This window comes from Aquicoccus porphyridii, from assembly GCF_008369105.1.
In the GTDB taxonomy this organism is placed as follows: Bacteria; Pseudomonadota; Alphaproteobacteria; order Rhodobacterales; family Rhodobacteraceae; genus Aquicoccus; species Aquicoccus porphyridii.
The window spans coordinates 184264-198377 of the sequence record NZ_VINQ01000004.1; the positions used below are offsets into that span (position 1 = coordinate 184264).

A 14114-nucleotide genomic window follows, 5' to 3' on the forward strand; every position below is an offset into this window, starting at 1 on the left:
AATCTGCGGCCAACGTTGCGCGTTTCCGCTCACCAGACATCGGAAAGTTTGTCCATATTGGATGTTTTTACATCCCTTTTGGACAATTTCACGATACGAAATGGATATCAAACTCAATACCGATGGAGGGTAACGACATGAACAGAAGGCAAGGACGCGGGAACGCATCCGGACGATCAGGCAGCATGCAACAGGGCACAGTCAGAAGTATTCATTCTGGATATTCCGCTCCGACGGGGGCGGCGACCGCCCCGGCGGCAACGGTCAGCCCCGAGCTCGAGCGCGTGGTGCGGTTCCTGATGGGATTGTCGATGGAGCTGGACAACGCGCTCGACCCGAGCACCCCGAACCCGCATCTCAACATGATCCTTCACCTGATGCTCAGCCACTCCGAGGGGCGAGTCGTCTCGCCGTCGTCGCTTGTGTCGGCATCGGGCGTGCCCTACGCGACCGCGACCCGGAAACTGGCCGAGATCGAGGCCGCCGGTTTGATCGAGCGGCGGCCGCGCACCCGCACCGGCAAGACATACTCACTGCATCCCAGCCCGGATTTGCTCAGGAGTTTCAGCCAGTTGTCCGACCGGGTGGATCGACTTGTGCGCAGCTCATTCAACGTGGCGCGGCAAACGGCGGAAAGCACGGACTACTATTTTGGCGGCTCTTATCAACCCGGGCGCGCCGCCATTGCCCCGCCCGGCGCGCTTCCGCAGCCGCTGAAACTGCCGGGCGGGTTACGCATCCTCGTGCATGGCGATCCGACCTTCATGGTGATGGAGGGGCTCAAGCGGCAGTTCGAACAGATGGTCGGCACCGACATCCATCAAAGGGCCTTCTCGATAGACCGGCTGCACGAAGAGGCGTTGCGCAACGCCGAACGCAGCAAGAGCCGCTATGACCTGATCGCCGTCGACCTGCCCTGGATCGGAGAGTTCGCCGAGAAGGGGGTCATCCGGCCCCTGTCGGACGTGATGGATGTCGACCGCCTCGACCCGAGCGATTTTCACACCGCCGGGTGGCGTGCCGCCCATTGGGGCGGCCGCCCCTTTGGCGTGCCGAGCCAGACCACCCCCGAACTGATGTTCTATCGCAAGGACTGGTTCGCCACGGAGGGGTTGGAGCCGCCAGTGACCACCGATGATGTGATCGCCGCCGCGCGGCATTTCCACGACCCGTCGCATGACCGCTACGGTGTGGCCTGGAACGCGGCGCGCGGCACGGCGCTCGGCCACACCTTCATGATGACCTGCGCGGCCTTCGGCCAGCCGATCATCGACATTCCCGAAATTGCCGGCGGCTATGACGCCGACACGCTTGCCGGGCGCGACGTGCGGCCGATGCTCGATACCGACCGTGCCCATGCAGCGGCGGATTACCTGTTGCAATTGCTGCGATTCTCGCCGCCCGACATCCTGTCGATGTCGTGGTATGAACGGGTCCGTCCCTATGGCGCGGGGCGGGTCGCGATGGCCTATGGCTATACCCTTCTGGCCCCCTATTTCGAACTCGACGAAAGCGCCCCCGCGCATGGCAACACCGGCTATCTGCCGCATCCGCACGGACCGGACGGCGGGCCCATCGCGCCGGTGGGGGGCTATGTGCTGGCGATCCCCGCCAACCTGCCGGACGAGCGGGTCGCGGAGGCCGCCGAGGCGCTGGTCGCCTTCACGTCGCCCGGCGCGCAGAAACTCTATGCCCAGAACGGAAGCCGCACTGCGCCGCGCTATTCGGTGGGCGCCGATCCCGAGGTGCGGCGCCTGTCGCCGATCTTCGAACTGGTCGACCGGATGTCATGGCGTGACGAGTTGCAATTCTGGCCACGCCCGCCGATCCCGCAAATCTCCGAGATCATCAGCCTGTGCGGCCACGAACTGCACGACATGCTGCGCGGGATCGTGACCCCGCGCGATGCCTTGGATCGCATCCAGTCCGAGGCAGAGACGCTTTTGCGAACCAAGGTCACTTAGGGAGGAAACCATGGACCCCAACCGCCTCAAGGGCAAGAATATCCTGATCACCGGTGCCGCGCGCGGCATGGGTGCCGCCAATGCCGAAAGCTTTGCCGCGCAGGGCGCGAATGTCTGCCTGGGGGATCTGTCGCTGGACGAGGCCCAGACCGTCGCAGAGCGCATCAACGCCGCCGGCAACAGCAAGGCCATCGCCGTCAGGATGGATGTCACCAAGCGAGAGGACAATGCCGCCGCCGTCGCCGCCACGGTCGAGGCGTTCGGGTCCATCAATGTCGGCCTGTTCAACGCGGGCCTCAACAAACCCCGGTTCTTCATGGATATCGACGAAGACAACTGGGACATGATCATGAACGTCAACACGAGGGCGATGTGGCTGGGCATGCAGGAAACCGCCCGCCAGATGATCGCCCAGGGCCCGATGGACGGCCATCCCTACAAGCTGATCAACGTGGGTTCCATCGCGTCGCGCAAGCCGCTGGTCGATGTCACCGTCTACTGCACCTCGAAATACGGCTGTCTGGCGCTCACCCATTGCGGCGCCATCGGCCTGGCCGAGCACAACATCACCGTCAACGGCTACGCGCCCGGCGTGGTCGTCACCCCGCTCTGGGAGCAGCTCGACAAGGATCTCGTCGATATCGGCTTCAAGGATCGCGAGGGGCAGGCCTATGACGACATCGTGCGCGATGCGCTGCAGATCAAGCGGGTGAGCTACCCCGACGACATCACCGGCACCGCGTCGTTCCTCGCCAGCGATGACAGTGACTACATGACGGGCCAGATGATCCATATCGACGGCGGGTGGTGCATCCAGTGACCCCGCCGCGTTCCCCGCATTCCCCAAGACAACGGGCCGGTATCGCGGCCGAGAGGAGACCTTCATGTCACGCGCATTGATGCCCAACCTGCTGACCCCGCAGGATCTTGAACCCAACTGGCGGTGGGAAGGCCGCCTTCCGGCCTGGGGCCATACCTCGGTCGATTTCGAACGCCGGATCGACCATGACCGCCTGCGTCGGTATCGCCTCGCCCGCACGCGACAGGCGCTGCAAGCCTCCAACGCGGGCACGCTTCTGCTCTTTGATGTCAACAACATCCGCTATGTCAGCGCCACCAAGATCGGCGAGTGGGAACGCGACAAGATGTGCCGGTTCTGCCTGCTGACCGGCGACGATTCCCCCTATGTCTGGGATTTCGGCTCGGCGGCCGTGCATCACCAGAAACATTCCGACTGGCTTGAACCCAGCCATTGCCTCGCCGGTGTCGTCGGGATGCGCGGGACCATTCCGCCGGAATTCGGATTGATGCGCAAATACGCCAAGCAGATCGCCGGATTGATCCGCGACGCGGGCATGGCCGATATGCCGGTCGGTGTGGACTATGCCGAAACCGCGATGTTCCACGCCTTGCAGGAGGAAGGGCTGAACGTGGTCGATGGCCAGCAGATCATGCTGGCAGCGCGCGAGATCAAGAACTGGGACGAGATCCAGCTTCTGACCCAGGCGGCGAGCATGGTCGATGGCGTCTATCACATGATCTATGAAGAGCTGAAACCCGGCATCCGCGAAAACGACATCGTCGCGCTCAGCAACAAGATGCTTTACGAGATGGGCAGCGACGACGTCGAGGCGATCAACGCCATTTCGGGCGAGCGCTGCAACCCGCATCCGCACAATTTCACCGACCGCTATTTCCGCCCCGGCGACCAGGCGTTCTTTGACATCCTGCAAAGCTACCAGGGCTATCGCACCTGCTATTACCGGACCTTCAACATCGGCCGCGCGACACCGGCGCAGAACGATGCCTATGTGAAGGCGCGCGAATGGATCGACGCCTCGATCGAGATGATCAAGCCGGGGGTAAGCACCGACAAGGTGGCCGCCGTCTGGCCCAAGGCCGAGGAGTTCGGCTTTCCCTCCGAGGACGCGGCATTCGGGCTGCAATTCGGCCACGGGCTCGGGCTGGCGTTGCACGAACGTCCGATCATCAGCCGCGCGGTGAGCATGGATCACCCGATGGAGATCCAGACCGGCATGGTTTTCGCGCTCGAAACCTATTGCCCGGCCGCCGACGGCTATTCGGCCGCGCGGATCGAGGAAGAGGTCGTCGTGACCGACACCGGCGTCGAGGTGATCAGCCTGTTCCCGGCCGAGGATCTGCCGATCGCCAACCGCTATTGAACGCCCCTGCCGGGGCGTGCCGCCTCCGGCGGGAGTATTTTGGGCAAGATGAAACAGGGGCGCCTGCCCTGAAAGGACCGCGCCATGGCAAAGGCCAAGACCAATACCGAAGATTACCTGCGCATGTATGCCCAGATGGTGCGCATCCGCACCTTCGAGGACAACGCCAACCAGCTTTACCTCTCGGCCAAGATGCCCGGCCTGACCCACATGTATTCCGGCGAAGAGGCCGTGGCGGTGGGCATCTGCGAGGCGCTGACCGATGACGACCGCATCACCTCGACCCACCGGGGCCACGGCCATTGCGTGGCCAAGGGGGCGGAGTTCAAGCAGATGTTCTGCGAGCTTCTGGGCAAGGAAGAGGGCTATTGCCGCGGCAAGGGCGGCTCGATGCATATCGCCGACCAGAGCCACGGCAACCTTGGCGCCAATGCTATCGTGGGCGGGTCGATGGGAATCGCCACCGGCTCGGCCTTGCGCGCGAAACTGCAGGGCAGCGATGATGTGACCGTGTGTTTCTTCGGGGACGGGGCAACCGCACAGGGGCTGTGGTACGAGGTCATGAACATGGCCGCGCTGTGGCAACTTCCGGTGATCTATGCCTGCGAGAACAACGGCTATTCCGAATACACCAGGACCGAGGAGATCGCCGCCGGGTCGATCACCGCGCGCGCCGAGGCCTTTGGCATCGAGGCGCACCAGGTCGATGGGCAGGATGTGCTGGCGGTGAACGGGTTGACCCGGAAGCTGGTGGAACGGGCGCGCAAGGGCGAGGGGCCGTTTTTCATCGAGCTGATGACCTATCGCTATCACGGGCACCATGTTGGCGACATCAACCGCGAATACTACCGCTCCAAGGACGAGGAAAAGGACTGGAAGGAGAACCGCGACCCGATCGTCCGGTTTCGCTCGTGGCTGGTCGCCGAGGGCATCGCCACCGAGGAGGAAATCGAGGCGATGAACGCCAAGATCGAGACCGACGCGAGCGAGGCCGTCGCCTACGCCGAGGCCGCCCCCTACCCCGATATGTCCGAAGTGGACATGCATGTTTACGCGGACTGAGGAGAGTCATGATGCGCGAGATTACCCTGTCCCAGGCCGTCAACGAGGCCATCGCCGAGGAAATGCGCCGCGACGGCACGGTGTTCCTGATGGGCGAGGACGTGGCCGAGGCGGGCACGCCGTTCAAGGTGCTGTCGGGCCTCGTCGAGGAATTCGGCACCGAGCGCGTGATCGACACGCCGATTTCCGAGCCCGGTTTCGTCGGCATGGCGGTCGGCGCCGCGATGACCGGCGCGCGCCCCATCGTTGACCTGATGTTCGGCGATTTCATCTACCTGGTGATGGACCAGCTCTGCAACCAGGCTGCCAAGCAGCATTACATGTCCGGTGGCAAGCTGACCGTGCCGATGGTGTTGCGCACCAACATGGGCGCGACGCGGCGTTCGGCGGCGCAGCATTCGCAATCCTTGCAGGCACTGGTCGCGCATATCCCGGGGCTGAAGGTGGCGATGCCCTCCAGCGCCTACGAGGCCAAGGGCCTGATGAAAACCGCGATCCGCGACAACAACCCGGTGGTGATCTTCGAAGACAAGCTGATGTATCAGGACAAGGCCCCGGTGCCCGAAGAGGAATACCTCATTCCCTTCGGCGAGGCGCATATCAAGCGCGAAGGGTCCGACATCACCCTCATCGCCACCTCCTCGATGGTGCAGGTCGCCGAGAAGGCCGCCGAGATGCTGGCCAGCGAGGGGATCAGCGCCGAGGTGATCGACCCGCGCACCATCGTGCCACTGGACGAGGCGACGCTCCTGGACAGCGTGCGGAAGACCAGCCGCGCCATCGTCATCGACGAGGGCCATCAAAGCTATGGCGTGACCGCCGAGATCGCGTCGCGCCTGAATGAAAAAGCCTTCTATCATCTCGATGCGCCGGTGCTGCGCATGGGGGCGATGGATGTGCCCGTGCCGTTTTCGCCCGCGCTCGAGGATACCACCGTGCCGACGCCCGAAGGGGTGACCGACAACGCCCGCAGGCTCTGCGCGGGGGAGATGATTGATGCCGCATGACGTGACGATGCCCCAACTGGGTATGGCACAGGATGCGGGCAAGATCGTGTCCTGGCTGAAAGCGCCAGGCGACAAGGTGGTCAAGGGCGATACCCTGTTCGAGGTCGAGACAGACAAGGCAACGATGGAGGTCGAGGCTCAGGCCAGCGGCTACCTGACCGACGTGACGGCGGATGCGGGTGACGATGTGCCCGTAGGACGGGCGATTGCCCGGATTTCCGAAACCGCCGAGGGCGCAGGCGACAGCCCCAAAGCGCCTGCGCCCGCAAACGATGCGCTGCCCGAGGGCAAGCCGATCACCATGCCGCAACTGGGCATGGCACAGGACAGCGGCGTGATCGTCGGCTGGCTCGTGGAACCGGGCAGCGAGGTCGGGGCGGATGACCTGCTCTTCGAGGTGGAAACCGACAAGGCCACGATGGAAGTGCCCGCAGGCACAAGCGGCTTTCTCGCCGCGACCCTCGCGCAAGCGGGCGAGGATGTGCCGGTGGGACAGGTCGTGGCGGTGATCACGGCCGGGAAACCCGAACGCCCCGTGGCACGGTCCATGGTGGACGCCGCACCGGCCAGCGCCGACGCCGCCGTGGCCCCGAAGTCGGATACATCACAAGAAGGGACGCGCGAACCGAAGCCCGCCAAACCTGCCCCAACTCCGAAGTCAGGCCGCGTGCTCGCCTCGCCCAAGCTGCGCCGCGTGGCCCGCGAAAAGGGGCTCGACCTGGCCCGGCTGGTGCAGGCTGGCCACCCGCAGCCTTATCACATGCGCGATCTCGAGCTATTGGAAAGCCTCGGCACGGACGCACCCGCCACGGAGCAAGCCGCCGCAGCCACGCAAGCGATACGGCTGGAAGCCGACTGCCCGCAAGACGGCTTTGGCGCTTTCGCCGCATGGGCCGCCGATGCGCAGGGCCTCGATGATGCCGACGCGCTGCTGGCGGGCCTTGCCGGGGCCGGCATGGGCGGGGCGGCAACGGTCGCCGTGGATCGTTTCGGCGCAAGGCGCGTCTTCGCCGTGCCCGAGGGGCGCAACCTCTCCGCAGTGGTCGAGATCGACGCGCCCCCCGACCTGCTGCTCCGCGATCTGCGCGCCAGCCCCTTGCGCGCGGTCACGATGGGCGCCGAAGACCAGCCGGTTCTGACACTGATGCAACAGGGTGCGGGGCTCTCCCTGGTGCTGGAATGCAGCCCCGTGCACATGCCCCCCGAGCGCGCAATCACCCTTCTTTCCGAATTCGCAGGCCGCATGCACGACCCGCTACGCCACCTGCTCTAACCCTTCGAGGCTCCGATGGACCATACCGATCTCTACATCAACGGCGCATGGCACAAGACGGCCGAGCGTTTCGACGTGATCAATCCCGCGACCGAAGAGGTGCTGGCCTCTGTCGCGTCGGCCGGTATCGCTGATGCCGATGCCGCGCTCGATGCGGCCGCGGCCGCGATGGCCGACTGGGCCGCGCGCACCCCGCGCCAGCGCTCCGAGGTCTTGCGCCGCGCGTGGGAGTTGATGACGGCAAGGCTCGACCATTTCGCGCATCTCATCACGCTCGAAAACGGCAAGGCAGGCGTCGACGCGCGCGGCGAGGCCGCCTATGCCGCCGAATTCTTCCGCTGGTTCGCCGAGGAAGCGGTGCGCGCCGACGGGCTGATCACCCACGCGCCCGCCTCGGGTGCGCGGATCATCGTGCAGCACAAACCCGCCGGTCTGGCCGTTCTCGTCACGCCGTGGAACTACCCCGCCGCCATGGGCACCCGCAAGATCGCGCCCGCGCTGGCCGCCGGCTGCGGGGTCATCATCAAGCCCGCCTCGGAAACGCCACTCACCATGCTGGCGCTGATGCCGCTTCTGGAAGAGGCGGGCGTGCCCAGGGGCCTTGTCAACGTGCTCCCGTCGAAACGCACCGGCGCGCTGGTCGATCACATGCTGCATGACAGCCGCGTGCGGGTGATAAGCTTCACCGGCTCCACCGGGGTGGGTCGCACGCTTTTGAAGGGGGCCGCCGACCAGGTTCTGAAACCGGCGATGGAACTGGGCGGCAACGCGCCCTGCATCGTGTTCGAGGATGCCGACATGGAAACCGCCATCGAGGGCACGATGCTGGCCAAGATGCGCAACCTCGGCGAAGCCTGCACCGCCGCCAACCGCATCTACGTGCACAAGGACGTGGCCGAGGACTTCACCCGCCGCCTGACCGCCGCCATGTCGGCGCTCAAGGTCGGTGACGGCACCGACCCCTCGGTCGATGTCGGCCCGCTGGTCAACGCCCAAACCCGCGACAAGGTGGCCGAATTCGTCGCCGACGCGGTCGCCAAGGGCGCGAAACTCGAATGTGGCGGCGTGGTGCCCGAAGGGCGCGGTTTCTTCTACCCGCCCACCGTATTGTCGAACGTGCCGGGCAACGCCGATTGCGTGCATGACGAGATCTTCGGCCCGGTCGCCGCGATCCAGACCTTCGCCGATCAGGACGACGTGATCGCCCGCGCCAACGACACCGAATACGGGCTGGTCGCCTACGTGTTCAGCGGCGATTTCAAGCGCGCCTTGCAGGTCTGCGAACGGCTGGACTACGGCATGGTCGGTCTCAACCGCGGGCTGGTCAGCGACCCCGCCGCGCCCTTTGGCGGCACCAAGCAATCCGGGCTCGGGCGCGAAGGCGGCCACGAGGGCATGCTCGAATTCATGGAAACGCAATACATCTCGGCCAGTTGGTAAGGGGGTATCATGTCGGACATCATCGCAAGCCCCAGCACGCGGCGCATGGCGCTGGAAAAGGGCGTCGATCTCGATACCCGCGCGCGGGAGCTGGGGCGCAGCACGCTGGGACCGGAAGACCTGGACCCGTCCGCGCCCGCCGCCGCCGCGGGTGACACCCGTTTCTGGGACGTGGATCATGCCGCCCACGGCCCGGTGCGCGAGGAATCCATGGGCCGTTTCGCGCAAGTGGCCGCCCGAAATCTCGGCGCCGCCAACGCGCTGATCCCGCAGGTCACGCATCACGACCGCGCCGGTCTCACGGCGATCGAGGGGCTGCGCAAGGCGTGGCGATCCGAGGCCCGCGCGCGCGGGGTAAAGCTGACCGCACTGGCCTTCCATGTCATGGCGCTGGCGCGCTGCCTGCGTGCCCATCCCCGGTTCAACGCCTCGCTGACCCCGGATGGCAAGACACTGGTGCTCAAGGAGTATGTCCATGTCGGCATCGCCGTGGACACGCCCCACGGCCTTATGGTGCCGGTCATCCGCTATGCCGACCACAAGGGTCTGTGGGATCTGTCCGCCGAAATTGCCGACCTTGCCACCCGCGCGCAGGCGCGCAAGATCGCCCCGGACGAGATGGGCGGCGCCTCGATGACGATCAGCAACCTTGGCGGCATCGGCGGCACGGCCTTCACCCCCATCGTCAACCCGCCCGAGCTGGCGATCCTCGGCATCACCCGGACCGAGATCGTCACGGTCTGGGACGGCGACACCCCGCGCCCGGTGCCGATGGTGCCGCTCGACCTTTCCTATGATCACCGTGTCATCAACGGCGCAGACGCCGCACGATTCATGGCGCGATATGCGCAGCTCATCGCCGAACCCGGGCGCATGATCGTCTGACTTCAACGCACCGCACGGGTTGACCCGCCCACCCCCGGGACGGCGGGTGCAGATTGCGTCAACCACCCCATAAAAAACAGGCGCCATACGCAAGGCATCAGAAAAACTTGCGCTGATTTCGATCTATATATTGACAGTTCGACCGCCACGACACCAATATGATGTTGCTTTGGTGTCGGCGACTCATCTCGTTGGCTAAGAGGGAAACCGGTGAAAATCCGGTGCTGCCCCCGCAACTGTCAGCGGCAAGCCAAGGCCCGTAACCACTGGTGCAACGCAGCACCGGGAAGGGGGCCAAGGCGTTCGAGCCGCAAAGCCAGGAAACCTGCCAAGGCAACATAAACGACGACCGCGGGCGGAGGGCCCGGGCGCGTGACCGGACGCCGACTGCGCGTCCCGTTTCGTGTCTCTGCCCCAAACCCGCAACACCAGACAAGGGGACAGAGCAATGACCATCACCGTTTATTCCAAACCGGCCTGCGTGCAATGCACCGCCACGACCCGCGCCCTCGATGCCCGCGGCCTGCCTTACGAAATCGTCGACCTGACCGAAGACGCGGGCGCGATGGCGCGGGTTCAGGAACTGGGCTACCGGCAGGCCCCGGTCGTGGTGGCGGGCGACGATCACTGGGCGGGGTTTCGCCCCGACATGATCGGCCGGCTGTCCTGAACCGATGGGCGGGCTGGTCTATTTCTCAAGCGGGTCGGGCAACACCGCGCGGTTCGTCGCGCGGCTCGGCCTGCCCGCCACCCGCCTGCCACGGCGGGGCGACGATCCGCTGCCCGCGATCGCCACGCCCTTCGTGCTGATCTGCCCGACCTATGCCGACGGGCAAGGGCGTGGCGCGGTGCCAAGACAGGTGATCCGCTTTCTCAACGATCCCGCCGCGCGCGCCCTGCTGCGCGGGGTGATCGCCAGCGGCAACCGCAATTTCGGTGCCACCTTTGCCATGGCTGGCCGGGTCATCGCCGACAAGTGCGGCGTGCCCCTGCTCTACCGGTTCGAACTGGCCGGAACCGATACCGACATCACCCGTATCCGCACCGGCCTCGCCCGGTTCTGGACCGAACAAGAGGACACACCATGCTTGATGCAAGCGTAACCGCCGATCTCGACTACCACGCATTGAACGCGATGCTGAACCTCTATGACAGCGAGGGGCACATCCAGTTCGAGGCCGACCGCATGGCCGCGCGGCAGTATTTCCTGCAGCATGTCAACCAGAACACGGTGTTCTTTCACTCGCTCGACGAGAAGCTCGGCTATCTTGTCGACGAGGGCTATTACGAACCCGCGGTACTGGAACAATATTCCCTCAAGTTCCTGCACAAGATCTGGGATACCGCCTACGAGAAGAAATTCCGCTTCCCCTCGTTTCTGGGCGCGTTCAAATACTACACCTCCTACACGCTCAAAACGCGCGACGGGCAGCGGTATCTCGAACGCTACGAAGACCGCGTGGTGATGAACGCGCTGACCCTTGCGCGCGGCGACGAGGCGCTGGCGATGCGCCTGATGAGCGAGATCATCGAGGGCCGCTTCCAGCCCGCGACCCCCACCTTCCTCAATGCCGGGAAAAAGGCGCGCGGCGAATTCGTCTCCTGCTTCCTGTTGCGGCTCGAAGACAACATGGAAAGCATCGGGCGCGGCATCAACTCGGCCCTGCAACTGAGCAAGCGCGGCGGCGGCGTGGCCCTGATGCTGACCAACATCCGCGAACACGGCGCCCCCATCAAGGGGATCGAGAACCAGTCATCGGGCGTGATCCCGGTGATGAAGCTGCTCGAAGACAGCTTTTCCTATGCCAACCAGCTTGGCGCGCGCCAGGGCGCGGGGGCGGTCTATCTCAACGCCCACCACCCCGACATCCTGCGTTTTCTCGACACCAAGCGCGAGAATGCCGACGAGAAAATCCGCATCAAGACCCTCTCGCTCGGCGTTGTGATCCCCGATATCACCTTCGAATTGGCCAAGAAAAACGAGGACATGTATCTCTTTTCCCCGCATGACGTGGAAAAAGTCCATGGCTGCGCCTTCTCGGAAATCTCCGTAACCGAGAAATACCACGAGATGGTGGACGATCCGCGCATCCGCAAGAAAAAGATCAACGCGCGCGCCTTTTTCCAGACCATCGCCGAGATCCAGTTCGAGAGCGGCTATCCCTACGTCATGTTCGAGGACACGGTGAACCGCGCCAACCCCATCGCCGGGCGCATCGCCATGTCCAACCTCTGTTCCGAGATCCTTCAGGTGAACGAGGCGTCGACGTTCAACGATGATCTCGGCTATCGCCACATGGGCACCGACATTTCCTGCAACCTCGGCAGCATGAACATCGCCCGCGCGATGGATGGTGGCGATCTGGCCGGGTCGGTGGAAACGGCGATCCGCGCACTCAACGCGGTATCGGAAATGAGCGCCATCGACTCCGTACCCTCGATCCGCAAGGGCAATGACGAAGGCCATGCCATCGGCCTCGGCCAGATGAACCTGCACGGGTTTCTCGCCCGGGAACACATCCACTATGGCAGCCCCGAGGGCGTCGACTTTACCAATATCTATTTCTGCACCGTCCTCTTTCACGCGTTGGCCGCGTCGAACGCGCTCGCGCGCGAGCGTGCGCGCCGCTTCAAGGGGTTCGAGGACTCGGCCTATGCCGATGGCAGTTTCTTCGAGAAATACGTCACGCGCGACTGGCAGCCCGAAACCGACCGGGTGCGCGATCTTTTCGCCAAGGCGGGCATCGAGGTGCCCAGCCGCTCGCAATGGGCCTCCCTGCGCGACGCCGTGATGTCGGACGGTCTCTACAACCGCAACCTCCAGGCGGTGCCGCCCACCGGCTCGATCAGCTATATCAACTATGCCACCTCCTCGATCCACCCGATCACCTCCAAGATCGAGATCCGCAAGGAGGGCAAGATCGGCCGCGTCTACTATCCCGCGCCCTACATGACGAATGACAATCTCGACTATTACCGCGACGCCTATGAAATCGGCCCCGAGGCGATCATCGACACCTATGCCGCGGCGACGCAGCATGTCGATCAGGGCCTGTCTCTGACGCTGTTCTTTCCGGCCGAGGCCTCCACGCGCGACATCAACCGCGCCCAGATCTACGCGTGGAAAAAGGGCATCAAGACGATCTACTATATCCGCCTGCGCCAGATGGCCCTGACCGGGACCGAGGTGCAGGGCTGCGTTTCCTGCTCGCTATGAGGCCCGCCATGAAAGACCTGACCCACTCCCGCCCCGACCACCGTGCCGTCCCGCGTGCCGTCAACTGGAACCGGCTCGAGGACGACATCGACCTCGATGTCTGGAACCGCCTGACGGTGAATTTCTGGCTCCCCGAAAAGGTGCCGCTCTCGAACGACATCCAGGGCTGGTCGCAACTGACCGACGAGGAACGCACGCTCACCATCCGCGTCTTCACCGGGCTGACCCTGCTCGACACGATCCAGAACACCGTGGGCGCGCCGACCCTGATGCAGGATGCGATCACCCCGCATGAAGAGGCGGTGCTCAGCAACATCGCCTTCATGGAAGCGGTGCATGCGCGCAGCTATTCCTCGGTCTTCTCGACCCTGTGCCAGACGGCCGAGGTGGATGAGGCATTCCGCTGGTCGGCCGAGAACGAGCACCTTCAGGCGAAATCGCGGCTGATCCTCGATGAATACGACGCCACCGCATCGCCGCTGCGCAAGAAGGTGGCAAGCGTGTTCCTCGAGTCCTTCCTGTTCTATTCGGGCTTCTACCTGCCGATGCACTGGTCCAGCCGCGCCCGGCTGACCAACACCGCCGACCTGATCCGCCTCATCATCCGCGACGAGGCGATCCACGGCTATTATATCGGCTACAAGTTCCAGCGCGGGCTGGAACGGCTCCCCGAAAGCGAAAGGCAGGAACTCAAGGATTTCACCTTCGCCCTGCTCTTCGATCTCTACGAGATCGAGGCGCGCTATACCGAACAGCTCTATGACGGGCTGGGCCTGACCGAGGATGTAAAACACTTCCTGCATTACAACGCCAACAAGGCCCTGCAGAATCTCGGCTTCGAGGCCCTGTTCCCCGAGGATGCCTGCAAGGTGAACCCTGCGATCATGGCCGCGCTCTCGCCCAATTCGGATGAAAACCACGATTTCTTCTCGGGCTCCGGGTCGAGCTACGTGATCGGCAAGGCCGTCGCGACCGAAGACGAAGATTGGGATTTCTGAAAGCTCGCGCTGCGTTCAACCCGTGACAGGCAGGCCCTCCGCGTGATCGGCTTGACGGGATAACGGTTCAATCACCGCCCGGGCC

12 protein-coding genes and 1 riboswitch are annotated in these 14114 nt (G+C 64.3%); all 12 genes read left to right on the forward strand.

All coding sequences use genetic code 11. The annotated features are described in order from the left end of the window. Window positions 1-185 precede the first annotated feature (185 nt). Window positions 186-1964 carry an extracellular solute-binding protein gene (locus tag FLO80_RS08035; RefSeq protein WP_111365454.1) on the forward strand — a complete coding sequence of 593 codons (1779 nt, stop codon included), beginning with the start codon at window positions 186-188 and terminating at the stop codon, window positions 1962-1964. 10 nt (window positions 1965-1974) lie between these two features. Next, on the forward strand, window positions 1975-2784 hold the full coding sequence (locus FLO80_RS08040) for an SDR family NAD(P)-dependent oxidoreductase (RefSeq protein ID WP_111365456.1): 810 nt from the start codon (window positions 1975-1977) through the stop codon (window positions 2782-2784). A gap of 64 nt (window positions 2785-2848) precedes the next feature. After that, a complete protein-coding gene (locus FLO80_RS08045; protein ID WP_111365459.1) occupies window positions 2849-4147 on the forward strand; it encodes a M24 family metallopeptidase in 1299 nt (432 codons plus the stop codon). 84 nt (window positions 4148-4231) lie between these two features. Continuing rightward, window positions 4232-5209 (forward strand): thiamine pyrophosphate-dependent dehydrogenase E1 component subunit alpha, encoded by a 978-nt coding sequence (locus FLO80_RS08050; protein WP_111365462.1) that lies wholly within the window; start codon window positions 4232-4234, stop codon window positions 5207-5209. Between the two features lie 11 nt (window positions 5210-5220). Then, window positions 5221-6216: an alpha-ketoacid dehydrogenase subunit beta gene (locus tag FLO80_RS08055; RefSeq protein ID WP_111365731.1), complete on the forward strand. Its 996-nt coding sequence runs from the start codon at window positions 5221-5223 to the stop codon at window positions 6214-6216. Then, entirely contained in the window at window positions 6206-7489 is a 1284-nt protein-coding gene (locus FLO80_RS08060; RefSeq protein WP_111365464.1) for a biotin/lipoyl-containing protein, read from the forward strand. Before FLO80_RS08055 ends, FLO80_RS08060 begins: the two co-directional genes overlap by 11 nt. 15 nt (window positions 7490-7504) lie before the next feature. After that, window positions 7505-8929, forward strand: a complete 1425-nt coding sequence (locus FLO80_RS08065; RefSeq protein WP_111365466.1) for an NAD-dependent succinate-semialdehyde dehydrogenase — start codon at window positions 7505-7507, stop codon at window positions 8927-8929. 9 nt (window positions 8930-8938) lie between these two features. Continuing rightward, on the forward strand, window positions 8939-9814 hold the full coding sequence (locus FLO80_RS08070) for a 2-oxo acid dehydrogenase subunit E2 (protein ID WP_111365468.1): 876 nt from the start codon (window positions 8939-8941) through the stop codon (window positions 9812-9814). 153 nt (window positions 9815-9967) lie between these two features. Further along, a riboswitch (cobalamin riboswitch) is annotated at window positions 9968-10161 on the forward strand. A 101-nt stretch (window positions 10162-10262) separates the two neighbouring features. Beyond that, entirely contained in the window at window positions 10263-10484 is a 222-nt protein-coding gene (nrdH, locus tag FLO80_RS08075) for a glutaredoxin-like protein NrdH (RefSeq protein ID WP_111365470.1), read from the forward strand. Between the two features lie 4 nt (window positions 10485-10488). Next, window positions 10489-10917, forward strand: coding sequence for a class Ib ribonucleoside-diphosphate reductase assembly flavoprotein NrdI (gene nrdI, locus FLO80_RS08080; protein ID WP_111365733.1), 429 nt, complete (start codon window positions 10489-10491; stop codon window positions 10915-10917). Next, window positions 10899-13031, forward strand: coding sequence for a class 1b ribonucleoside-diphosphate reductase subunit alpha (gene nrdE / locus FLO80_RS08085; RefSeq protein WP_111365472.1), 2133 nt, complete (start codon window positions 10899-10901; stop codon window positions 13029-13031). Before nrdI ends, nrdE begins: the two co-directional genes overlap by 19 nt. Before the next feature lie 8 nt (window positions 13032-13039). After that, a complete protein-coding gene (gene nrdF / locus FLO80_RS08090) occupies window positions 13040-14029 on the forward strand; it encodes a class 1b ribonucleoside-diphosphate reductase subunit beta (RefSeq protein WP_111365474.1) in 990 nt (329 codons plus the stop codon). The last annotated feature ends 85 nt before the right edge of the window (window positions 14030-14114 follow it).

What these genes read in the sequence shown, in the direction of transcription:
- FLO80_RS08035 (WP_111365454.1), top strand. Translation starts at nt 186, where the DNA reads ATGCAACAGGGCACAGTCAGAAGTATTCATTCTGGATATTCCGCTCCG.
- FLO80_RS08040 (WP_111365456.1), top strand. Translation starts at nt 1,975, where the DNA reads ATGGACCCCAACCGCCTCAAGGGCAAGAATATCCTGATCACCGGTGCC.
- FLO80_RS08045 (WP_111365459.1), top strand. Translation starts at nt 2,849, where the DNA reads ATGTCACGCGCATTGATGCCCAACCTGCTGACCCCGCAGGATCTTGAA.
- FLO80_RS08050 (WP_111365462.1), top strand. Translation starts at nt 4,232, where the DNA reads ATGGCAAAGGCCAAGACCAATACCGAAGATTACCTGCGCATGTATGCC.
- FLO80_RS08055 (WP_111365731.1), top strand. Translation starts at nt 5,221, where the DNA reads ATGCGCGAGATTACCCTGTCCCAGGCCGTCAACGAGGCCATCGCCGAG.
- FLO80_RS08060 (WP_111365464.1), top strand. Translation starts at nt 6,206, where the DNA reads ATGCCGCATGACGTGACGATGCCCCAACTGGGTATGGCACAGGATGCG.
- FLO80_RS08065 (WP_111365466.1), top strand. Translation starts at nt 7,505, where the DNA reads ATGGACCATACCGATCTCTACATCAACGGCGCATGGCACAAGACGGCC.
- FLO80_RS08070 (WP_111365468.1), top strand. Translation starts at nt 8,939, where the DNA reads ATGTCGGACATCATCGCAAGCCCCAGCACGCGGCGCATGGCGCTGGAA.
- nrdH (WP_111365470.1), top strand. Translation starts at nt 10,263, where the DNA reads ATGACCATCACCGTTTATTCCAAACCGGCCTGCGTGCAATGCACCGCC.
- nrdI (WP_111365733.1), top strand. Translation starts at nt 10,489, where the DNA reads ATGGGCGGGCTGGTCTATTTCTCAAGCGGGTCGGGCAACACCGCGCGG.
- nrdE (WP_111365472.1), top strand. Translation starts at nt 10,899, where the DNA reads ATGCTTGATGCAAGCGTAACCGCCGATCTCGACTACCACGCATTGAAC.
- nrdF (WP_111365474.1), top strand. Translation starts at nt 13,040, where the DNA reads ATGAAAGACCTGACCCACTCCCGCCCCGACCACCGTGCCGTCCCGCGT.